The sequence below is a fragment of the Plantibacter sp. T3 genome (assembly GCF_902506515.1).
Lineage (GTDB): Bacteria > Actinomycetota > Actinomycetes > Actinomycetales > Microbacteriaceae > Plantibacter > Plantibacter auratus.
Genome location: NZ_LR733286.1, coordinates 1,712,400 through 1,733,551, shown reverse-complemented (window position 1 = coordinate 1,733,551; position 21,152 = coordinate 1,712,400). Strand labels below are relative to the sequence as shown.

Genomic DNA, 21,152 nt, shown 5'->3' with positions numbered 1-21,152 from the left:
GTCGCGGTGTCGGTGGGGTGCAGGATGATGGAACCCATGACCGAGGTGCTCGAGCGCTTCTCCCCCGCGACGCGCGACTGGTTCGAGGGGGCCTTCGTCGCGCCCACGCCGGCGCAGGCGGGTGCCTGGGATGCGATCTCCCGCGGCGCCAACGCCCTCGTCGTCGCGCCGACCGGTTCGGGCAAGACCCTGTCCGCGTTCCTCTGGTCGATCGACCGCCTGCTCTCCGAGGCCATCGCCGAACACGCCGTGCGGCCGCGCACCGGCGTCCCGCTCACCGGCCTCGAGGCCGACGAAGCGGAGGCCGCCGCCGCCCAGCGCGAGCGCTCCCGCGGCACCCGCGTCCTCTACATCTCGCCGCTGAAGGCCCTGGGCGTCGACGTCGAGCGCAACCTCCGCACCCCGCTCGTCGGCATCGCCCAGGCGGCGCGCCGCCTCGGCACCGAACCACCCACCATCAGTGTCGGCGTCCGCTCGGGCGACACCCCGTCCGCCGACCGCCGGGCGATGGCCAAAGAGCCACCGGACATCCTCATCACCACCCCCGAGTCGCTCTTCCTCATGCTCACGAGTGCGGCACGGGAGACCCTCCGCACGGTCGACACCGTCATCATCGACGAGATCCACGCCGTCGCCTCGACGAAGCGCGGCGCGCACCTCGCGGTGTCGCTCGAGCGGCTCGACGCCATGCTCGAGAAGCCGGTGCAGCGCATCGGGCTCTCCGCCACGGTGCGCCCTGCCGAGGAGGTCGCGCGGTTCCTCGGAGGCCGCGCACCGGTCGAGATCGTGGCCCCGCCGGCCGCGAAGACCTTCGACCTGCACGTGGTCGTCCCGGTCGACGACATGACCGACCCCGACGCCGGCATGCGGACGCCCGGTGAGGCCGACGACGACGGCAGTGGCGGCGGGTTCACCGGGTACACCCCGAACAGCGACGGCGGCGGCGAAGACCGCGTCGGCAGCATCTGGCCGCACGTCGAGGAGGCGATCGTCGACCGCGTGCTCGCGCACCGCTCCACCATCGTGTTCGCCAACTCCCGTCGGCTGGCGGAGCGGCTCACGGCCCGGCTCAACGAGATCAACGAGGCCCGACTCAGCGAAACCACCCTCACGACCCCCGGTGCCGGGCGTCCACCGGCGCAGCTCATGGCCCAGAGCGGCCAGACCCGCGGATCGACGAGCGTCGCGGCCGCAGCCGCCCGGCCGGCCACCGAGGAGAGCGACGACGACATCCCCCTCCTCGCGCGCGCCCACCACGGATCCGTCTCCAAGGAGCAGCGTGCGGGCATCGAGGAGGACCTCAAGTCCGGACGCCTGCGCTGCGTGGTCGCGACCTCGAGCCTCGAGCTCGGCATCGACATGGGCGAGGTCGACCTCGTCATCCAGGTGGAGTCCCCGCCGAGCGTCGCGAGCGGACTGCAGCGGGTCGGCCGCGCCGGCCACCAGGTGGGCGAGGTCTCCCGAGGCGTCCTGTTCCCGAAGCACCGCGCCGACCTCATCAGCACCACGGTCGCGACCGAGCGGATGGAGGCCGGGCTCATCGAGGCGATCGAGGTCCCCTCGAACCCGCTCGACATCCTCGCGCAGCAGACGGTCGCTGCGGTCGCGCTCGACGAACTCGGCGTGGAGGACTGGTTCGAGACGGTCAAGCGCAGTGCCCCGTTCGCCTCCCTGCCCCGCTCGGCCTTCGAGGCGACGCTCGACCTCCTGGCCGGACGCTACCCCTCCGACGCCTTCGCCGAGCTGCGCCCGCGCATCGTCTGGGATCGCGACGCCGGGGTCCTGACCGGGCGGCCGGGGGCCCAGCGCCTCGCCGTCACGAGCGGCGGCACCATCCCCGACCGCGGGCTCTTCGGCGTCTTCATGGTCGGCGAGTCGGGCGCCGGCGCGCGCGTCGGTGAGCTCGACGAGGAGATGGTCTACGAGTCCCGCGTCGGCGACGTCTTCGCCCTCGGCGCCACGAGCTGGCGCATCCAGGAGATCACCCACGACCGCGTGCTCGTGACGCCGGCGTTCGGCCAGCCGGGCCGGCTGCCGTTCTGGAAGGGCGACGGCATCGGTCGCCCGGCCGAGCTCGGTCGCGCCATCGGCGCCTTCGTGCGCGAGCTCGACACCACCGGAACGGGCTCCACCCCACGTCTCGAAGCAGCCGGCCTCGACGAGCGGGCCATCAGCAACCTCGTCGCCTACGTCCGCGAGCAGCGCGAGGCGACGGGCGTCGTCCCCAACGACACGACCCTCGTCGTCGAACGTTCACGCGACGAACTCGGCGACTGGCGGGTCATCCTCCACTCCCCCTACGGACTCCGTGTGCATGCCCCCTGGGCGCTGGCGGTCGGTGCCCGGGTGCAGGAGCGCCTCGGGGTCGACGGCTCGGCGGTGGCGAGCGACGACGGCATCATCGTCCGCCTGCCCGACACCGAGAGCGAGCCGCCGGGAGCCGAACTCTTCGTCTTCGAACCGGAGGAGCTCGACGCCCTCGTCACGCAGGAGGTCGGCGGCTCGGCATTGTTCGCCTCGCGGTTCCGCGAGTGCGCCGCCCGTGCCCTCCTGCTCCCGAACTACTCGCCGCAGAAACGCTCGCCGCTCTGGCAGCAGCGCCAGCGGTCGGCGCAGCTCCTCGAGGTCGCGAAGCAGTACCCGACGTTCCCGATCATCCTCGAGACGCTCCGCGAGTGTCTGCAGGACGTCTACGACCTCCCGGCCCTCGACCACCTCGCCCGCGAGCTGCAGTCGCGCGCGATCCGCATCGTCGAGACCACGACCGATCAGCCCTCGCCCTACGCCCGTTCGCTCCTGTTCGGCTACGTCGGCGCGTTCATGTACGAGGGCGACAGCCCGTTGGCCGAGCGTCGGGCCGCGGCGCTCGCGGTCGACAGCACCATGCTCGGCGAACTCCTCGGTCGGGTGGAACTCCGCGAGCTTCTCGACCCCGGCGTCATCGAGCAGACCGCGCTCGAGCTGCAGCGTCTCGACCCCGAGCGTCGACTCAAGGGGGTCGAGGGCGTCGCCGACGCGCTGCGGATGCTCGGCCCGCTCACCATCGACGAGATCGCGGCCCGGACGGCCTTCGACGGCGTCACCGTCTCCGCCGACGGCGAGTCGAGTCGTGGCGACGACCCGCAAGCCTGGGCCCCCGATCCGGCTCGCTCGGCGGCCGCCGTCGCCGAACTCGAACGCTCGAAGCGCGTCATCCGCGTCCCGATCGCCGGCGAGGAGCGCTTCGCCGCGATCGAGGATGCAGGCCGACTCCGCGACGCGCTCGGCACCCCGCTGCCCATCGGCGTACCGGTCGCGTTCACCGAGCCGGTCGCCGATCCGTTGGGCGACCTCCTCGCCCGCCACGCGCGCACGCACGGGCCGTTCACGACCGGGCAGACGGCCAGGCGCTTCGGTCTCGGGACCGCGGTGGTCCAGCACACGCTCGCCCGGCTGGCCGACGCCGGCCGCGTGGTCAAGGGCGAGTTCCTCCCCGCCGGCCGGCAGCAGGTGGGCGAGGACGACGACGCCGACCGCAGCCCCACCGATGCGACGGAGTGGTGCGACGCCGGCGTGCTGCGCAAGCTCCGCATCCGTTCGCTCGCCGCGCTGCGGCACGAGGTCGAGCCGGTCGAGCAGCAGGCGTTCGCCCGGTTTCTGCCGGTGTGGCAGCACCTCGGCGGGACGCTCCGCGGCGTCGACGGCGTCGCGACGGTCATCGACCAGCTCGCCGGCGCGCCCATCCCGGCGTCGGCCTGGGAGTCGCTCATCATGCCCTCGCGCGTCGCCAACTACAGTCCCGCCATGCTCGACGAACTCACCGCGACGGGCGAGGTCGTGTGGTCGGGTAGCGGTTCGATCCCCGGCAACGACGGCTGGGTCGCGCTCCACCTCGCCGACACGGCGCCCCTCACGCTGCCCCTCGCTCCGACGCCGCACACCCCGGACGCCCTGCAGACCGAACTGCTCGCGACGCTCGGCGGGGGCGGCGCGTACTTCTTCCGGCAGCTCGCGGAGTCGGTCGGCTCGACGGACGACAAGCTCCTCGTCGACGCCCTCTGGGAGCTCGTGTGGGCCGGGCTCGTCACCAACGACACCTTCTCACCGCTCCGCACCCTGGTGGGTTCCGGCTCGGGGAACTCGGCGCACCGGGTGCAACGGCAGACCCCGCGATCGAAGCTGTACCGTGGCCGCAACCTGCAGCGTCCCTCGATGTCGACGCGGGCGAGCCAGACCCTCGGCGGCCGGTGGTCGATCCTGCCGCTGGCCGAGCAGGACGCCACCATCCGTGCCGTCGCCACGGGCGAGACCCTGCTCGAGCGGTACGGCGTCGTGACGCGCGGGTCCGTCGTCGCGGAGGGCGTGACGGGCGGCTTCGCCCTCGCCTACCGCGTGCTGAAGCAGTTCGAGGAGAACGGTCGCTGCCGTCGCGGATACTTCGTGGAACGCCTCGGCGGGGCGCAGTTCGCCTCCTCCGGCACCGTCGACCGCCTGCGCGGGTTCATCCGGACCGACGACGAGCCACCGCTCGACGCCGTCACCCTCGCCGCGACCGACCCTGCGAACCCCTACGGCGCCGCCCTCGGTTGGCCGGGCCAGGAGGTCACCGGGGTGAAGCACCGGCCGGGGCGGAAGGCGGGTGCGCTCGTCGTCCTCGTCGACGGAGCGCCGGTCTACTACCTGGAACGCGGTGGCAAGACGGCCCTCGTCTTCTCGGAGGACGACGACCAGCTCCGCGCCGGGGCGCGTTCCCTGGCGTCCACGGTGCGCGCTGGTCGCATCGAGAAGCTCGGCATCGAGCAGGTCAACGGCGCCTTCGTGCTCGGCACCCCGACGGGCCACGCCCTCCGCGACGCCGGATTCGTCGAGACGCCGCGTGGATTGCGGCTCCGGCGTGGGTGAACCGGCTCGCGGCCGTCCCGCCACGGGTTGCGCCGGACACCCTGCCGGTGGCACCGTAGCCGGAACGGACGGAGCGGTTCATGCCAGAGGGTGACACGGTCTTCCAAGCCGCGCACCGGTTGCGGCAGGCGCTCGCCGGCGAGGTCGTCACCGGCTTCGACCTGCGGGTACCCGCCTTCGCGACCGTCGACCTGCGGGGCGACGTCGTCCACGACGTCATCCCGCGTGGCAAGCACCTCCTGCACCACATCGGCGACCACACGCTCCACACGCATCTCAAGATGGAGGGGTTGTGGCACGTCTACCAGCCGGGCGAGCACTGGCGGCGGCCGGCGTGGAAGGCCCGCGCGATCGTGTCGACGCAGCACTGGGTGACGGTCGGGTTCGAACTCGGTCTCGTCGAGGTCTTCCCCTCCCGCGAGGACGAGGAGCGCTTCGGCTGGCTCGGTCCCGATCTCCTCGGTCCGGACTGGGACGAGGAGCGTGCCATCCACAACCTCGAGGCCGACGGCCGCGAGATCCACGTCGCCCTGCTCGACCAGCGCAACCTCGCGGGGCTCGGCAACGAGTACGTCAACGAGCTGTGCTTCATCCGTGGCGTCCTCCCGACGAGGCCCACCGCCGAGGTCGACCTGCCGGGCGCCGTACGCCTCGGCTACCGGCTCATCAACGCCAATCGCGACCGCCGCAACCGCGTCACGACGGGCGACACGAGGCCCGGCCGGAAGACCTGGGTGTACTCACGCGACGGTCAACGCTGCCTGCGCTGCGGCACCCGGATCCAGCGGGGCAAACTCGGTGCCGACCCCACCGCGCTCCGCGACACCTACTGGTGTCCCCACTGCCAGACCTGACCCGACCACCGGCGGCCACTGAGCCACCACCACCGGTCACTGAGCTTGTCGAAGTGCAGCCCCACCCGACGCACCCCACCCTTCGACAAGCTCAGGGAGCGGAATATGTCCACGAACCAGAAGGTCACCGGTCCCCGAGAGCCACCACCACCGGTCCCCGAGAGCCACCACCACCGGTCACTGAGCTTGTCGAAGTGCAGCCCCACCCGACTCACCCCACCCTTCGACAAGCTCAGGGACCGGAAGGTTCCCCGGTCCCTGAGCCTGTCGAAGGGGCGACCCGGTGCCGCCTCCCGCCGACCCACGACAGCGGGATCGACAGCAGCAGGAGGAAGAGAGCCTGAGTGCCCACGCCCGGCACCAGGGCCGCGAGCACGAAGGCGAGGAGCATGAGTGCCGTCGGCGCCCACACGAGCCACCACGGGCGCTGCGGCATCGCCGCCGCCTCCTCGCTGAGCAGACCGTCGCGCACGATCACCATCTGCTGCAGCCGGACGGCCACCATCGAGACGAGCATGGTCGCGATGTAGAGCATCGCGGCACCGCGGTCCGATCCGGCCGCGTCGACGATGAGGACCGTCGGGAGCGGCAGGAACACGATGCCCGCCAGCCAGATGAAGTTCAACGACACGAGCCGCCGTGAATAGCTCACGGTGCGTTCGAACAGTCGGTGGTGGTCGCGCCAGAAGCTGGCGATGACGACGAAGCTCAGGGCCGCCGCCGCGAGCCCGGAGGCGTTCTCGCCCAGGAACTCGGAGACCGGGCCGCCGCCCGACTCCTGGGCCACGTCGACGAGCGGCAGGATGATGAGGGTGATCGCGATGGCGACGACCGCGTCGCTGAAGTTGACGACGCGGTCCAGGCCGCGTTCCGTCGTGACGCCGCGTCCGCGGCCAGCCGTCCGACCCTCCCCGTCTCCCGCCATGGTCAGCTCACGTCGGCGTCGTCGGTCGCGGTCCCCTGCACCATGGCGACCCAGCGGGCCAGGAAGGCCGCGCCCGCCTCGTCGTGGATGAGCGTCGGGTGGGTCAGCACCGGGTAGGGCTTCTCGGGCACGCCGTCGGCGGGGCGGACGTCCACGTGCGCGACCTCGAACCCGTGCTCGAACAACCAGTCAGCCATCGCGTAGTCGCTCCGGGAGTCGCCGACCGTGCGCCAGGCGAGCGGGAGCGCACCGCCGTCGGCCTCGAGGAGTTCGAGCGCGCGCTCGGCGCCGAGGTCCTTGCCGAGCCGGACCGACTCGATGTCGGTGGAGATGATCGTGGGGTCGATGCGGTACTGCACGAGCCCGGCGTCGTCCGGGTAACGGCCGGGGGCGTGCTCGACCCCGAACCCGCGACGGGCGAGCTCGGCCCGGGCATCGTCGTCGAAGTGCTTCCGCACGACCGCGTAGTCCGCTGCCGGCACCTCGACGTGCTGCTCGACCGAGACCATCGCTCGCTTGGTGTGGTCGAAGAACACCGTCTCGGCGTACCGCTCGTCGACGAGGCGCTCGATGACGTCGCCGTACCCCTCCGGCATGGCGACGTCCTGATCGAGGCTCAGCTCGTCGACCCCCGCCGCCGAGAACCCGAACCACACGGCGCCCTTCTCGCAGATACCGTAGAGCCGGACGTCGTCCGCGAGCCCGGCGGCCAGGAGCGGTGGGACCACCACCTCGCGGAGGAACGCGTCGCTCCGCCCGGTGTTGAAGGCGATCGGGACCCCGGCGTTCGCGAGCGTCGCGAGGTCCTGCGCGATGCTCGGGAGGTTGATCGTCCGAGTGATCGGACTGGCGATGGGGCCGTCGACGTCGAGCAGGAGACCGAGGATGGGGCGGGACGCGTTCACGGGTTCAGCCTAACGAGCACCCGGCGTGGATAGACTCACTCCACCATCACCGGTGTTCGAAGGAGATCACTCGTGTTCACCAGCCCGCATCCCGACGTCGAGATCCCCGACCTGAGCGTCTACGACACCTTGTTCGGCGGCATCGCCCCGAGCGACCTCGACCGCATCGCCCTCCGCGACGGCACGACCGGCGCCGAGACGAGCTACCGACAGCTCATCGGCCAGATCAACGCCCTCGCCGGCGCCCTCGCGGCGGCCGGCATCGGGGTCGGCGACGTCGTCGCCCTCCACGCGCCGAACGTCCCCGCCTTCGCGACCGTGTTCCACGGCATCCTGCGCGCGGGCGCGACGGCGACGACGGTGAACGGCCTCTACAACGCCGAGGAGATCGAGGCGCAGCTGCGCGACGCCGGCGCGACGATGCTGTTCACCGTCTCCCCACTGCTCCCCCAGGCCTGGGCTGCGGCGAGCGCCTGCGGCATCCCCTCCGACCGCGTCGTCGTCCTCGACGGTGCGGAGGGGCACGCGTCGCTGAGCGACCTCCTCCTGCGCCGCCTCCCCGCACCGGACGTCTCGTTCGACCCGGCCACACACGTGGCGGTGCTGCCCTACTCCTCCGGCACGACGGGTCGGCCGAAGGGCGTGATGCTCTCGCACCGGAACCTCGTCGCGAACGTGCAGCAGTCCATCCCGCAGCTCGGCATGGTCGCCGACGACCGGATCCTCGCGGTCCTGCCGTTCTTCCACATCTACGGCATGACGGTGCTCCTCAACCTCGCGCTGTCGCGGCGCGCCTCGCTCGTGACCATGCCGCGGTTCGACCTGGCGGAGTTCCTCCGGATCATCCAGGACTTCCGCTGCAGCTACGTGTTCATCGCCCCGCCGATCGCGGTGGCGCTCGCGAAGCACCCGCTCGTCGACGAGTTCGACCTCTCGAGCGTCCACACGATCTTCTCCGGCGCCGCGCCCCTGGACGCGACGCTCGGGCGGGCGGTCGAGGAGCGTCTCGGCTGTCGGATGCGACAGGGCTACGGCATGACCGAACTCAGCCCGGTCAGCCACGCGATCGCGTTCCAGGCCGAGGGGGCGTCCCTCGACAGCGTCGGCACGACCCTCCCGAACATGCAGTGCCGGATCGTCGATCCGGAGACCGGCGCCGAGGTGGACTACCCGGCCGAGGGCTCGGACGAGGAGAGCGCGGCGGGCGAGCTGCTCTGCGCCGGGCCGAACGTCATGCTCGGGTACCTCGGCAACGAGGAGGCCACTCGCGAGACCCTCGAGGACGACGGCTTCCTCCACACCGGCGACATCGCGACCGTCCGCGGCGACGGCACCGTGCGCATCATCGAGCGGTTGAAGGAGCTCATCAAGTACCACGGCTATCAGGTGGCCCCGGCGGAGCTCGAGGCGCTGCTGCTCGGCCACCCGGCGATCGCCGACGCGGCCGTCATCGGGGTGCTCGACGACGAGGGCCAAGAGGTGCCGAAAGCGTTCGTGGTCCTGCAACCGGGCCAGGACGTCACCGCCGAGGCGCTCATGGCGTGGGTCACGGAGCGCGTCGCCCCGCACAAGAAGATCCGGCGCGTGGCGTTCGTCGACGCCATCCCGAAATCCGCCTCGGGCAAGATCCTCCGGAAGGACCTCCGGGCCGCGGAGGCCACCCCCGCCGGTTCCTGAGCTGCGCCGCACTGAGCCTGTCGAAGTGTCGAAGGGCGCCCTTCGACAAGCTCAGGGACCGAAGGCCGCTCGGGACCGAAGGCCGGTCAGGATCGAGGGCAGGTCAGTGACCGACGGCGGCGACCATCCGGTCGAAGGCCGCGTCGAGCTCCGGCTCGGCCGGCTGCCAGTGCGGGTTCGCGTCGTGGAACGCGACCATCTCCACCGCGCCGTCCCAGAACGGGATGGCGGGCCGGAACTCCGGGACGAGACTGCGGATGCGGGTGTTGTCGAAGACCATCGGGAACGCCTTATCGCCGAGGAGCGTCGGCCCGAGCGGTGGGTGGACCTCCGCGATGACGTCGGACGGCACGTGCACGATGTCGGCCTCCACGCCGGCCGCCTCCGCGATCCACCGGGTGATGTCGTTCCAGCTCGGTGCGTGATCGCCCGTGATGTGGAAGGCCTCCCCGAGCACGTCGCGGCGACCCAGCAGGCCGACGAACCCGACCGCGAAGTCCTCGGTGTGGGTGATGGTCCAGAGGGTCGTCCCGTCGCCGTGGACGACCACCGGCTTGCCCGCGCGCATGCGGTCGAGGTCGGTGCGCCGTCCCATCGTGGGGATGAGCGTCCGGTCGTAGGTGTGTGACGGGCGCACGATCGTGGCCGGGAACCCCTGCTCGCGGTAGGCGTGGACGAGGACGTCCTCGCAGGAGATCTTGTCGCGCGCGTACTGGGAGAACGGGTTCCGGAGCGGCGTCGACTCCACGACGGGCAGGCGCTGTGGCGGCTTCTGGTAGGCCGACGCGGAGCTGATGAACACGTACTGGCCGATCCGACCGGCGAAGCGGTCGATGTCCGCCTGCACCTGCGGTGGCGTGAACGCGGTGAACTGCGCCACGACGTCGAACTCGCGCGAGCCGAGCGTCTCGGTCACCGCGTCGGTGTCGCGCACGTCCGCGCGGAGGAGCTCGACCTCCTCGGGGAGGGGGCGGACGTGGGACAGGCCGCGGTTCAGGACGGTGACGTCATGGCCGAGCGACACCGCTCTGGCGACCGACGCCGAGGAGATGATGCCGCTGCCGCCGATGAACAGGATGCGCTTCGTCGTCATTGCTCCATCCTCGCGCACCGCCGCCCGACTCGCCCAGGCCTGGACAGGATAGGGAGGTCCCTTCTGGCACTTCGACAAGCTCAGTGACCGGGAGAGGTCTACCCGGACTGGGTCAGCGCTTGCGCTTGACGAACGCCATGGCACCGACGACGAGGGCGAGCAGCACCCCGGAGACGAGTCCCCACACGACCGGTGCCTCGGGTCCGAGGACCAGGAGCATCAGCAGCGCGGCGAGCGCGAGGACCCCGGCGACGACGAGCGCCGTCGTCCACTCGTTCCATCGCATTCCACCAGCCTAGGCTCCCGTCACCACCAAACGGCGACGCGGGAGCCACTGAGACGGGCCGACGGGACCGCTCAGCGGTGCTCGGCGAGCAGCTCCTCGGTCCGTTCCCAGAGCCCGCGGGCCAGGGCGACGTCGTCGGCGAGCTTGTTGGTGCGTGCGGGCTTCCGCTTCACGAAGTAGCCGCCCGAGGTCCAGTCGAGGCCCGGCTGACTCTCGGCGAGCCAGAAGAGGGTGTCGGCGCCCTCCTCGGGGGTGTTCAGCAGGCGACGACCGAGCGGGTTCGCATACAGGAACCGCATCGCGCCGTCGGGCGCGCTGGAGAAGTTCGTCGAGATGACCCCCGGGTGGAACGCCGCGGCGGACAGTCCGCGCGGGCCGTACCGGCGGTCGAGCTCCTTCGTGAAGAGGATCTGCGCCAGCTTCGCGTTGCCATAGGCACGCGTGGGCGAGTAGGAGCGTTCAGCGTCCAGGTCGTCGAGGTCGAGCTTCCCGAACAGGCGGTTGGCGACGCTCGAGGTGTTGATGACCGTCGCCTCGGACTCGACGAGGCGGTCCAGCAGGAGGTGGGTGAGGAGCGCGGGTGCCAGGTAGTTGATCTGGAACGTCTGTTCGTGGCCGTCGGCCGTGACCCGGCGGTCGGCGCCGAAGATCCCGCCGGCGTTGTTGGCGAGGACGTCGATCCGCGGGTACCGCTCGAGGAGCTGTTCGGCGAGGAGCCGCACCTGCGCCAGTTCGGCGAAGTCGGAGATGAACGAGGCAGCCCCGATCCGCTGCGCGACGGCCGCGGTCTTCTCCGGGGACCGCCCGACCACCACGACCTGCTCGCCCGCGTCCGTCAACGCCTTCGCGGCCGCAGCACCGATGCCGTCGCTGGCGCCGGTGAGGACGATCACCCGGTCGCTCACGCGGAGGACTTCCGGGGGCGGGGTTCGCTGACGTTGGTCGGGCGCGCCCGCTGGTCGATGTCGGGGACCTCACGTCCGATGGCGAGGTCGCCGGTCTTGTTGGCATCCTGCATCATCGACTCGAGCCAGCTGCGGTTGAGCTCCGGACGCTCCTCCTGGTCGAACTCGAACTGCAACGAGATCGACGGGTGCACCCAGATCGTCACGCGTCCGCCACCGGTCTCGAGCGAACGCGGCCAGGAGATCGTGAAGGACTCGTTGCGCCGCAGCTTCATGACCGCGATCGACTTCACGTGCGCGAGCATCCGGTCGTCGAGTTCGAGTTCTCGCGATGAACTCCCGTAGATCAGCTTTCCCACCAGATGTCTCCCTCTGTGCCGGTCGTCTCGCGCACCCTCGAATCAGGGCATCACGACGCCCGAGCACACCGGGCGTTGCCCCCATCGTAGGCGACCGAAGGATCGCCGTCGTGCCGGTTGACGGGCGGGCGGAGGCCCAGTTCAGGGGGCCGCGGTGTTGTCCCCCGTGCCCTCGCGAGTACGTCAACTTCCGCGGAAAATCAAGGGATTTCAACCCTGTTTCGTGAACCTGGCAAAGCCCTGGGCGGCGGCGGAATCGACCAAACCGCGGTTCGCGCTGCCCCCGAACGGCGTGCATGACCGTGAAGCCCGAATCTTCCGTCGTGCACCCGAGCCAGCCGTCCGTCCCCGAACGATCCGTCGCTCCGGGAACGCGTCCCCGCCGTGCACGCCAGCCGTTGCGTCTCCCCAAGCTCGTCTCCCAGCTGGTCACCTTCGGCCTCGTCGGTGGCACCGCGTTCGTCGTGGACGTCGGCGTGTACAACCTCCTCCGGTTCACCGTGCTCGACGACAAGCCGATCGGCGCCAAGGTGATCTCCGTCGCCGTCGCCACGATCGTCGCGTGGCTCGGCAACCGGGCGCTGACGTTCCGGACCGAGCACCGCCGCGCGGTGTGGAAGGAGGGCGCCCTCTTCGCGCTCATGAACGTCCTGGGCCTCGGGATCGCCGCGGGGTGTCTCTTCGTCTCGCACTACGTCCTCGGCTACACCACGCCGCTCGCAGACAACATCGCGGGCAACGGCGTCGGACTCGTCCTCGGCATGGTGTTCCGCTTCCTCGCCTACCGCTTCGTCGTCTTCCGACCCGCCGAGTCGGCGACCGATCGCCGTCGGAGCACGACGCCGCAGGAAACTTCCGTTTCGAGCCCGGCCGCATCGGCACCCGCCGCCGCACCGCGCACCACGACCCCTCGTCGATCCGCACCGACCCACGCACTGCCGACCTCTGGAGGCCTATCCTGATGGCACCCGCACTCGCACCGCTGCTCGGAGCGCTCGCGCTCATCCCCGCCCGCCCGTTCGCCGCCGCGGACGAGCCCGCTCCCCTGCTGACCCCGCAGCCCGCGGCACCCACGGAACCGCTGCCGAACCGCGGCACCCTGGTGGACCCGGCGTCGGCGGCCGACCCCGGCTCCTGGAGCATCGGTGAGTGGCTCGGCTACGGCACCATGCTGCTGTTCGCCGCCGCGCTGACGATCATCGCCGTCACCACGCTCTACTGGATGCTCCACGCCTGGCGGTCGACCGGCCACCTGAAGAACACGGGGTTCGCCGCGGTCCCGCTGCCCGCCAAGCACTCCTTCACTCTGCTCGTCCCCGGTCGGCATGAGGAGGAGGTCATGGGTCAGACCCTCGACCGCCTCGCCGAACAGGACCACCCCGACTTCGAGATCATCGCGATCGTGGGCCACGACGACCCGGGGACCGAGCGCGTCGTCCGGGAGGCCGCCGCCCGGCACCCCGACCTCATCAAAGTAGTCGTCGACGACAGCGTGCCGAAGAACAAGCCCAAGGCCCTCAACCGGGCGCTGCAGATCGCTCGTGGCGACGTCGTGGGCGTGTTCGACGCCGAGGACGAGGTGCATCCGCGCCTGCTCACGCTCGTGGACTCCCGCTTCACCGAGAGCGGCGCCGACGTCGTCCAGGGCGGCGTGCAGCTCATGAACTTCCAGTCGAGCTGGTGGTCGCTCCGGAACGTGCTCGAGTACTACTTCTGGTTCCGGTCGCGCCTGCACTTCCACGCGAACTCCCGCTTCATCCCGCTCGGCGGCAACACGGTGTTCGTGAAGAAGACCTGGCTCGACTGGTCGGAAGGCTGGGACGACGGCTGCCTCGCCGAGGACTGCGAGCTCGGCGTCCGACTCTCGAGCGCCGGCGCGACGGTCGTCGTGGCCTACAGCCCGGAGGTCGTCACCCGCGAGGAGACGCCGGGCACCCTGCAGTCGCTCTACAAGCAGCGCACGCGCTGGAACCAGGGGTTCCTGCAGGTCCTGAAGAAGGGCGAATGGCGCAAGCTGCCGACGTTCCGTCAGCGCATGTTCGCCCGCTACCTGCTGTCGATGCCGTTCCTCCAGGCGGCGACCGGCCTCCTCATCCCCGTCTCGGTCCTGCTGGTGCTGTTCGCGAAGGTCCCCGCGCCGATCGCGCTCCTCACCTTCATCCCGCTCGCGCCGACGATCGTCACCCTCGCGGTGGAGGCCTCCGGGCTCGGTGAGTTCGGCCGCCTCTACGGCCAGAAGGTCCGCCTCCGCGACTACGCCCGGCTGATCCTCGGCACCTTCCCGTACCAGATCTTCCTCGGCCTGGCCGCCGTCCGTTCCGTCTTCCGCGAGTGGAAGGGCGACCACTCCTGGGAGAAGACGGAGCACACCGGCGCCCACCGCAGCGAGGAGGTCGCCGAGGCCACCGAGGCCGCTCCCGTCTCCGTCGACCTGCCCAACCGCGCACCCGAGCTCGTCCTCCAGAACGGAGCAACCCGATGACCGGCATCCTCGAACGACCGGCCGCCCCCGGCCGACCAGAGCTCCACCTGGAGAGCGACCGCCTCGGCTGGCTCACCTCAGGGCCACCGGCACAGCGAGGCCCCGGCGTCGTGCGCCGCTGGCTCTCGCGCCACGGTCGCACCCTGGCGTTCCTCCTGCCCGTGCTCGCCATCGCCGCCGTCGTGCAGGCCATGAACCTGGGCGGATCCCCGCAGCGCATCGACGACGAGGGCACCTACACCGCCCAGGCGTGGAGCGTGCTGAAGCTCGGCGAACTCGCCCACTACACCTACTGGTACGACCACCCACCGCTCGGCTGGCTGCAGATCGCGGCCTACACGGGGCTGACCGGCGCGTTCGACCGCTACGACATCGCCGTGGTCGCGGCACGTGAGGCCATGCTGGTCGCGACGCTCATCGCCGTCGTGCTCGTGTGGGTCCTCGCCCGCCGCCTGCACCTCAGCCGGGCCATGGCCGCCGTCGCCGCACTCGTGTTCGCTATCTCGCCGCTCGCCGTGCAGTTCCACCGCACCGTCTACCTCGACAACGTCGCGGTGCCCTGGCTCCTCGGTGCCTTCATCCTCGCGACGAGCCGCAAGCACCAGCTCGTCGGCTTCGCGGGTTCCGCAGCCGCATTCGGCATCGCCGTGCTGAGCAAGGAGACCTTCCTACTCGCCCTGCCGTTCCTCGCCTGGACGATGTGGCGGGCCGCTCGGAAGGAGACCCGCCGGTACACGCTGCCGGTCGCCGCGACGATCGTCGTCGTCATCGGCTTCACGTACGTGCTCTTCGCCGCCATCAAGGGCGAGCTCATTCCCGGCCCTGACCGGGTGAGCCTCCTCGGCGGCGTCTTCTTCCAGCTCGGATCCCGCGTCGCGAGCGGGTCGCTGTTCGACCCGGAGAGCCTGTCGGCGAAGACCCTCGGCATGTGGTGGCAGTTGGACGCGGCCCTCCTCGTCGCCGGAGCGGTGGCCGCCGTCGCCGGGCTCTTCATCTCGCGACTGCGTGTCATCGCCGCGATGACCGTCTTCCTCGGCCTCTTCATGCTGCGCCCAGGCGGCTACCTGCCGGTGCCGTACGTCATCATGCTGCTGCCGTTCATGACGATCCTCATCATGGGCGTGACCGGCGCGGCCATCCGACAGTTCCGTCGCCGCTCGACCGTCGAGGCCGGTGCACCGCGCCGTCGTCTTCTCGGCGGACGCGCGGCCGGAGCCGTCTGGGTCGCCGCCGTGCTCGCGGCAGCCGTCGTCGCCGTCCCGAACACGGCGACCCAGCTCCGCGGCTTCCTCCTCGCCGACCTCGACAAGCCGGTCCGGCAGGCTCAGCAGTGGGTCCAGACCAATGTGCCGAAGGAGTCCCGCGTGATCGTCGACGACGCGATGTGGGTCGACCTCGTCGAGAGCGGCTTCGATCGCGACAACGTCATCTGGTACTACAAGATGGACACCGACTCCGCCGTCCAGGCTCAGTCGCCCAACGGCTGGCGCGACGCCGACTACATCGTCACGACCGACTCGATGCGGACCTTCCCGACCACCTTCCCCGAGGTGAAGGGTGCGATCGACAACTCCGAGCTCGTCGCGACCTTCGGCTCCGGGACGCAGGCCGTCGAGGTCCGCCGCATCGACGCCGACGGTCTCGACGCAGCAGCCGAGCAGGCTGCCGGACGAACGGCGGCTCGGGCGGCGCTCGGCGCGCAGCTCCTGCTGAACCCCTCGCTCAGCGTCTCGGCGGAGGCCGCGCAGACCGTGAGCGACGGCCAGCTCGACTCCCGCGCCCTGCTCGCCCTCGGACAGGTGCTCGCCACCACGCCGGTCCGGATCGAGAGCACCCCGGTGCTCGACGGTGAGACAGGCGACGTGCGACGGACGATGGTGCTCCGCACCGGCACCGCGGCGGGCGACAGTCGTCTGGCCGACTCCATCCGCTCGATCCAGGGCGACTACGCGGCCGACCGTGTCGAGCAGACGGCGGCCGGCGTGCGGGTCACCTACTCGGTCGTCGAACCCGACGTCGTCCGCTGACCACCGTCCCGAGCACCGGCTCGAGCCGGACGCCAGAACCACCCGAACCCCCGAACCACCCGAAGAACAGGAGTTCCACCATGCGAACCACCACCACGAGGCGACTCGCCCTCAGCGGCCTCGCCGCCGTCGCGACGGCAGCACTCATCGGCTTCGGCACCACCGCCGCGAGCGCCGCCACTACCGATGCCGCCGGCACCGGCTGGATCCGCGTCGGGCACCTCTCGGCCGACACCAAGACCGTCGACGTGAAGCTGTCGGCGCTCTCCGGCGGCGCGACCGTGTTCGAACTCGACGACGTCGCCTACGGCCAGGTCTCCCCCTACACCGACCTCGCCGCCGGCACCTACGTGGTGTCGATGGTGCCCGCCGGGGCTCCCGACAGCACGAAGCCGGTCATCAGCACCAACGTGACCATCACGGCCGGGGAAGCGGCCACCGTCGCCGCCTACGGTCCCAACAAGGACCTGCAGACGAAGGTGTTCGAGGACGACCTCACCGGTCCGGCCGAGGGTGCGGCGCGCATCCGGCTGATCCAGGCGTCGACCGATGTGAAGAGCGTCGACGTCAGCACCTCGACCGGCATGCCCATTGCGAAGGGCGCCACCACCGGCACAGCGACCGACTACGCGAGCGTCCCCGCCGGCCCGTGGGATCTCGAGCTGACCGGCGGCAAGCAGGCGGCCGAAGCCTCCGTGAACCTCGCGCCCGGCACGGTGAGCACGCTCTTCGTGCTCGACAACGCCGCAGGTGGCGTCACCCTCATGCCCGTCCTCGACAGCTCAGCGGCGGGTGACGCTCCCGAGGGTCCGGTGGAGACCGGTGGCGGTGGACTCGCCAAGGAGTCGTCGACGCTGCGGGGTGTCCTCGACGACCTCGACGCGAAGCTCGCCAGGCTCGTGCGCGACCTCGGGACGGCGGTGAGCTGACCATGAGCGCCAAGAAGACGATCGGCATCGCCGCGACCGCGGTCGCCGCGGTCACCGCGACCGCCGTGATCGCCTCCCTGGCGACCGGGTTCCCGGCGAACCTCCTCCAGGGTCCGACAGCTGCGTCTCCCGGCTCCGCCGACACTGACGGACAGCCTGGCCCGACCTCGACGGTCACGGACCGGACCACCACCGAGGCCGCCGACGCGTTCCTCGCCGACTGGGTCGACGATGGCCGCGTCGTGCGCCGGGACCAGGGTGACGACACGGTCAGCGAAGGGCAGGCCTACGGACTGCTCGTCGCGGCCGGGGTCGGGGACGAGCAGTCCTTCACCGAGATCTGGGACTGGACCGAGCAGCACCTGCAGCGCCCCGACGGACTGCTCGCCTGGCGATGGAGCGACGGCGAGGTCGTCGACGACGAACCCGCCAGCGATGCGGACCTCGACGCCGCCCGCGCCCTCGTCATCGCCGGTACCCGCTTCGACGAGCCGCGGTTCACCGAGGCCGGCGTCACGCTTGCCGGTGTGATCGCGGACCGCATGACCGCCGAGACCGCCGCGGGCCGGATCCTCCTGCCCGGTGTCTGGGCCGCAGCGACCGAGCCCTACGCGTACAACCCGTCCTACGCCTCCCCCGTCGCCTTCTCGGTGCTGGGTGCGGCGACGGGTGACCCGCGGTGGGCCGAACTGCAGGCGGGTTCCGCAGCGGTCACCACCACCCTGCTCGACGAGAGCCCGCTGCCGCCGGACTGGGCCCAGGTGCACGCCGACGGCTCCGTCGATGCCATGCCCGGCGCGGCAGGGACCGGGCAGAGCGTCCGCTACGGCTACGACGCGGCCCGGCTCCCGATCCGCTACGCCGAGTCCTGCGACACCGCCGACCAGGCGACGGCCGCCCGCCTCGCCTCGACCCTCGCGCGGTCGAAGGAGCTGCGGGCGGAGACCGACCTCGGCGGATCACCGCTGACCTCGGACGTGCACCCGCTCGCCCTCCAGGCCCGAGCGGCCGCGCGTGCCGCCGTGGGCAACCTGCCGGAGTCGGCGGACGACCTCCGAGCCGCCGACGAACTCGCGCAGGAGGTGCCGAGTTACTTCGGCGCCGCCTGGGCAGCCCTCGCGCCCATGATGCTCACGACCGGTGAGCTGGACGGGTGCCCGCCGCTCACCGAAGGAGCCACCTCATGATCCGCGCACACCGCCGGACGATCGGCACGCTCGCCGCGGCCGGAGCACTCCTCACGGCGCTCGCCCTCTCGGGCTGCGCCACGACGCACGCCGGGCAGACGCCGACCTCGCCGAACGCCGCCGACGGGCCCATCACCTCCTCGGAGGCGACCGACCGTGGCGCCGCCGGTGCGAAGCAGGACCCGGTCGCCCAGGCGCCGGCCGCCGATGTCAGCGCGCTGAGCGTGAGCCGGGTGCAGATCCCGTCGATCGGGGTCGACGCGGCGGTCGAACCGCTCGAGCGCGATGCGTCCGGTGTCCTCCTGCCGCCGGTCGAGTGGGAGGACGCCGGGTGGTACCGCGCCGGCGTCCTGCCCGGTCAGGTGGGGCCCGCGGTCATCGCCGGTCACCTCGACACGACCCTCCGTGAGGCGGTGTTCGTCCACCTCAAGCAGCTCGTGGCGGGCGACCAGGTGACGGTCACGATGTCCGACGGCTCGACCGCCACCTACGCGGTGGACCGCGCCATCGACGTCGAGAAGAAGACCTTCCCCACCGAGGAGGTCTACGGGCCGACGCCCGACGCGCAGCTCCGGCTCATCACCTGCAACGGACCCTTCGACGACGCCGCGGACACCTACGCGAACAACTACGTCGTCTTCGCATCGCTCGTCGGCACGACCCCGTAGCGCCGCTCCCCACCCCTGGCTCCTGTCGAGGGGCCGCCCCGCTCCGAACCACTCCCAACGACCCGAAAGGAACCGACGTGAACCGCTCACTCGTCGTCATCCCCACCTACAACGAACTCGACAACCTGCAGCCGATCGTGAACCGCACGCTCGCCGTCGCCGGGGTCGACATCCTCGTCGTGGACGACTCCTCCCCCGACGGCACCGGGTTCCTCGCCGATCAGCTCGCCGCGCAGCACCCGCAGGTGCACGTGTTCCACCGAGCTGTGAAGGACGGACTCGGCGGGGCGTACCTCGCGGGCTTCGCCTGGGCGCTCGCCCGCGGCTACGAGGTCATCGTCGAGATGGACGCGGACGGCTCCCACCACCCCGAGGACCTGCCCCGCCTGATCGGACTCCTCGACGACCACGACCTCGCGCTCGGCTCGCGCTGGGTCCCGGGTGGCGTCGTCGAGAACTGGCCCGCGCATCGGCTCGCGCTGAGTCGCGGCGGCAACCTCTACACGAGACTCGCCCTCGGGATCGGTGTCGCCGACGCGACCGGCGGGTTCCGCGCGTTCCGCAGCGAGGCGCTGCGCCGGATCGACCTCGCCGACGTCGCGTCGCAGGGGTACTGCTTCCAGGTCGACCTCCTCTGGCGGGCGCTGCAGCGCGGGCTCCGGGTCGTGGAGACGCCCATCGTCTTCACCGAACGGGTGTCTGGCGAGTCGAAGATGAGCGGCGGCATCGTCTCCGAGTCGCTCAAGAAGGTCACGATGTGGGGCGTGCGTCGCCGCCTGCAGGAGGTCCGTGCGCTGCTGCACGGCCACCCGCTCCCATCCGTGCGTGTGCTGTCCACCCGCTGAGACCAGGTGGTGCGGGCGACGACGACCACGGGCCGACGAGGGCTGCACATCTTCCCAGGTCCTTCCGGTTCCGCCGCCCTCCCCGGAGTCGTAGCGTGAGGGCATGACCAATCGCACGCGCACCCCGCAGCACCCCATCGGTTCCGGCTTCGGCCACTCGAGCACCGCGGCGGAGGTGCTCGAGGGCATCGACCTCACCGGCAAGCTCGCCATCGTCACCGGCGGCTACTCCGGTATCGGCCGCGAGGCCGTCCGTGCCCTGGTCGGCGCGGGTGCCCACGTCATCGTCCCGGCACGGCGCCCGGAGACCGCTCGCGAGGAACTCGCCGGCATCGACGGTGTGGAGGTCGACGAGCTCGACCTGGCCGACCTCGCGAGCGTCGAGGCGTTCGCCGACCGCTTCCTCGCCACGGGCCGGGGCATCGACCTCGTCATCACGAACGCGGGCGTCATGGCGGCTCCCGAGACGCGTGTCGGTCCCGGCTGGGAACTCCAGTTCGCGACGAACCACCTCGGCCACTTCGCCCTCGTCAACCGCCTCTGGCCCGCCATCATCAAGGGCGGTTCATCGCGGGTCGTCGCGTTGTCCTCCAGCGGCCACAAGCGCTCGGGGATCCGCTGGGACGACGTCCAGTTCGAGCACGGCTACGACAAGTGGGAGGCCTACGGGCAGGCGAAGACCGCCAACGCGCTCTTCGCCCTCCAGCTCGACACGCTCGGTGCCGAGGAGGGCGTCCGCGCGTTCTCCGTCCACCCCGGTGGCATCCTCACGCCGCTGCAGCGGCACCTGCCCCGCGAGGAGATGATGGCGCTCGGCTGGGTCGACGCCGACGGCAACCTCCTCGTCTCGGGGTTCAAGTCGCCCGAGCAGGGTGCCGCAACGGAGGTCTGGGCCGCGACCTCGCCGTCGCTCGACGGCCTCGGCGGGGTGTTCTGCGAGGACTGCGACATCGCCGGCCCGGCCGAGACCGCGGTCTCCCCGGCCTCCGGTGTCGCCGACCACGCGACCGATCCGGAGGAGGCGGCCCGCCTCTGGGCGCTCTCCGCCGAACTCACCGGGGTCGACGCCTTCGCCGCCCGCGACTGATCGGCCGGCGCCACCCCTTGCAGCCACCCGCCCACGGACCTA

The 21,152-nt window shown here is 71.2% G+C and carries 17 protein-coding genes; 11 read left to right on the top strand and 6 right to left on the bottom strand.

Going from position 1 to position 21,152, the window contains the following annotated elements; translation table 11 throughout:
- Positions 1-36: 36 nt before the first annotated feature.
- Both GV015_RS08355 and GV015_RS08350 read left to right on the top strand, forming a co-directional pair.
- Complete coding sequence (locus tag GV015_RS08355; protein WP_159877882.1) at positions 37-4,881, top strand: ATP-dependent helicase; 4,845 nt, start codon at positions 37-39, stop codon at positions 4,879-4,881.
- Between the two features lie 80 nt (positions 4,882-4,961).
- On the top strand, positions 4,962-5,735 hold the full coding sequence (locus tag GV015_RS08350) for a DNA-formamidopyrimidine glycosylase family protein (RefSeq protein WP_138946489.1): 774 nt from the start codon (positions 4,962-4,964) through the stop codon (positions 5,733-5,735).
- A gap of 232 nt (positions 5,736-5,967) precedes the next feature.
- Here GV015_RS08350 and GV015_RS08345 read toward each other — a convergent pair whose 3' ends face one another.
- Positions 5,968-6,660, bottom strand: a complete 693-nt coding sequence (locus tag GV015_RS08345) for a TMEM175 family protein (RefSeq protein ID WP_159877880.1) — start codon at positions 6,658-6,660, stop codon at positions 5,968-5,970.
- A 2-nt stretch (positions 6,661-6,662) separates the two neighbouring features.
- On the bottom strand, positions 6,663-7,565 hold the full coding sequence (locus GV015_RS08340) for a hypothetical protein (RefSeq protein WP_124768774.1): 903 nt from the start codon (positions 7,563-7,565) through the stop codon (positions 6,663-6,665).
- A gap of 72 nt (positions 7,566-7,637) precedes the next feature.
- On the opposite strand from GV015_RS08340, the gene GV015_RS08335 reads away from it, so the two are divergent.
- On the top strand, positions 7,638-9,242 hold the full coding sequence (locus tag GV015_RS08335) for an AMP-binding protein (RefSeq protein WP_201299377.1): 1,605 nt from the start codon (positions 7,638-7,640) through the stop codon (positions 9,240-9,242).
- A 103-nt stretch (positions 9,243-9,345) separates the two neighbouring features.
- Here the strand turns inward: GV015_RS08335 and GV015_RS08330 are convergent, their stop codons facing one another.
- The 4 genes from GV015_RS08330 to GV015_RS08315 all read right to left on the bottom strand — a co-directional run bounded on the left by GV015_RS08330 (position 9,346) and on the right by GV015_RS08315 (position 11,885).
- Positions 9,346-10,335 carry an SDR family oxidoreductase gene (locus GV015_RS08330; protein WP_159877878.1) on the bottom strand — a complete coding sequence of 330 codons (990 nt, stop codon included), beginning with the start codon at positions 10,333-10,335 and terminating at the stop codon, positions 9,346-9,348.
- Positions 10,336-10,447: 112 nt separating this feature from the next.
- Positions 10,448-10,621, bottom strand: a complete 174-nt coding sequence (locus GV015_RS08325) for a hypothetical protein (RefSeq protein WP_159877876.1) — start codon at positions 10,619-10,621, stop codon at positions 10,448-10,450.
- 71 nt (positions 10,622-10,692) lie between these two features.
- Positions 10,693-11,526, bottom strand: coding sequence for an SDR family NAD(P)-dependent oxidoreductase (locus tag GV015_RS08320; RefSeq protein WP_159877874.1), 834 nt, complete (start codon positions 11,524-11,526; stop codon positions 10,693-10,695).
- Positions 11,523-11,885, bottom strand: coding sequence for a hypothetical protein (locus GV015_RS08315; protein WP_079705204.1), 363 nt, complete (start codon positions 11,883-11,885; stop codon positions 11,523-11,525). Before GV015_RS08315 ends, GV015_RS08320 begins: the two co-directional genes overlap by 4 nt.
- A gap of 296 nt (positions 11,886-12,181) precedes the next feature.
- Here GV015_RS08315 and GV015_RS08310 point away from each other — a divergent pair, with 296 nt between their 5' ends.
- The 8 genes from GV015_RS08310 to GV015_RS08275 all read left to right on the top strand — a co-directional run bounded on the left by GV015_RS08310 (position 12,182) and on the right by GV015_RS08275 (position 21,110).
- On the top strand, positions 12,182-12,847 hold the full coding sequence (locus GV015_RS08310) for a GtrA family protein (protein ID WP_159877872.1): 666 nt from the start codon (positions 12,182-12,184) through the stop codon (positions 12,845-12,847).
- Positions 12,847-14,367 (top strand): glycosyltransferase family 2 protein, encoded by a 1,521-nt coding sequence (locus tag GV015_RS08305; protein WP_236555375.1) that lies wholly within the window; start codon positions 12,847-12,849, stop codon positions 14,365-14,367. The genes GV015_RS08310 and GV015_RS08305 overlap by 1 nt, the downstream gene beginning before the upstream one ends.
- The gene (locus tag GV015_RS08300; RefSeq protein WP_159877870.1) at positions 14,364-16,394 is read left to right on the top strand and encodes a glycosyltransferase family 39 protein; all 2,031 of its coding nucleotides are present in this window, start codon (positions 14,364-14,366) and stop codon (positions 16,392-16,394) included. The genes GV015_RS08305 and GV015_RS08300 overlap by 4 nt, the downstream gene beginning before the upstream one ends.
- An 80-nt stretch (positions 16,395-16,474) precedes the next feature.
- A complete protein-coding gene (locus GV015_RS08295; protein WP_159877868.1) occupies positions 16,475-17,323 on the top strand; it encodes a DUF4397 domain-containing protein in 849 nt (282 codons plus the stop codon).
- A 2-nt stretch (positions 17,324-17,325) separates the two neighbouring features.
- Complete coding sequence (locus GV015_RS08290) at positions 17,326-18,510, top strand: glycosyl hydrolase family 8 (protein ID WP_159877866.1); 1,185 nt, start codon at positions 17,326-17,328, stop codon at positions 18,508-18,510.
- Positions 18,507-19,178, top strand: a complete 672-nt coding sequence (locus GV015_RS08285; protein ID WP_159877864.1) for a class F sortase — start codon at positions 18,507-18,509, stop codon at positions 19,176-19,178. The genes GV015_RS08290 and GV015_RS08285 overlap by 4 nt, the downstream gene beginning before the upstream one ends.
- Positions 19,179-19,255: 77 nt before the next feature.
- A complete protein-coding gene (locus GV015_RS08280) occupies positions 19,256-20,023 on the top strand; it encodes a polyprenol monophosphomannose synthase (protein ID WP_159877862.1) in 768 nt (255 codons plus the stop codon).
- A 103-nt stretch (positions 20,024-20,126) separates the two neighbouring features.
- A complete protein-coding gene (locus GV015_RS08275; RefSeq protein ID WP_159877860.1) occupies positions 20,127-21,110 on the top strand; it encodes an SDR family NAD(P)-dependent oxidoreductase in 984 nt (327 codons plus the stop codon).
- Positions 21,111-21,152: the final 42 nt, after the last annotated feature.

Coding starts and splice junctions, on each gene's coding strand:
- GV015_RS08355 (WP_159877882.1), top strand. CDS start 37: ATGACCGAGGTGCTCGAGCGCTTCTCCCCCGCGACGCGCGACTGGTTC.
- GV015_RS08290 (WP_159877866.1), top strand. CDS start 17,326: ATGAGCGCCAAGAAGACGATCGGCATCGCCGCGACCGCGGTCGCCGCG.
- GV015_RS08310 (WP_159877872.1), top strand. CDS start 12,182: ATGACCGTGAAGCCCGAATCTTCCGTCGTGCACCCGAGCCAGCCGTCC.
- GV015_RS08325 (WP_159877876.1), bottom strand. CDS start 10,621: ATGCGATGGAACGAGTGGACGACGGCGCTCGTCGTCGCCGGGGTCCTC.
- GV015_RS08275 (WP_159877860.1), top strand. CDS start 20,127: ATGACCAATCGCACGCGCACCCCGCAGCACCCCATCGGTTCCGGCTTC.
- GV015_RS08330 (WP_159877878.1), bottom strand. CDS start 10,335: ATGACGACGAAGCGCATCCTGTTCATCGGCGGCAGCGGCATCATCTCC.
- GV015_RS08300 (WP_159877870.1), top strand. CDS start 14,364: ATGACCGGCATCCTCGAACGACCGGCCGCCCCCGGCCGACCAGAGCTC.
- GV015_RS08345 (WP_159877880.1), bottom strand. CDS start 6,660: ATGGCGGGAGACGGGGAGGGTCGGACGGCTGGCCGCGGACGCGGCGTC.
- GV015_RS08305 (WP_236555375.1), top strand. CDS start 12,847: ATGGCACCCGCACTCGCACCGCTGCTCGGAGCGCTCGCGCTCATCCCC.
- GV015_RS08350 (WP_138946489.1), top strand. CDS start 4,962: ATGCCAGAGGGTGACACGGTCTTCCAAGCCGCGCACCGGTTGCGGCAG.
- GV015_RS08285 (WP_159877864.1), top strand. CDS start 18,507: ATGATCCGCGCACACCGCCGGACGATCGGCACGCTCGCCGCGGCCGGA.
- GV015_RS08295 (WP_159877868.1), top strand. CDS start 16,475: ATGCGAACCACCACCACGAGGCGACTCGCCCTCAGCGGCCTCGCCGCC.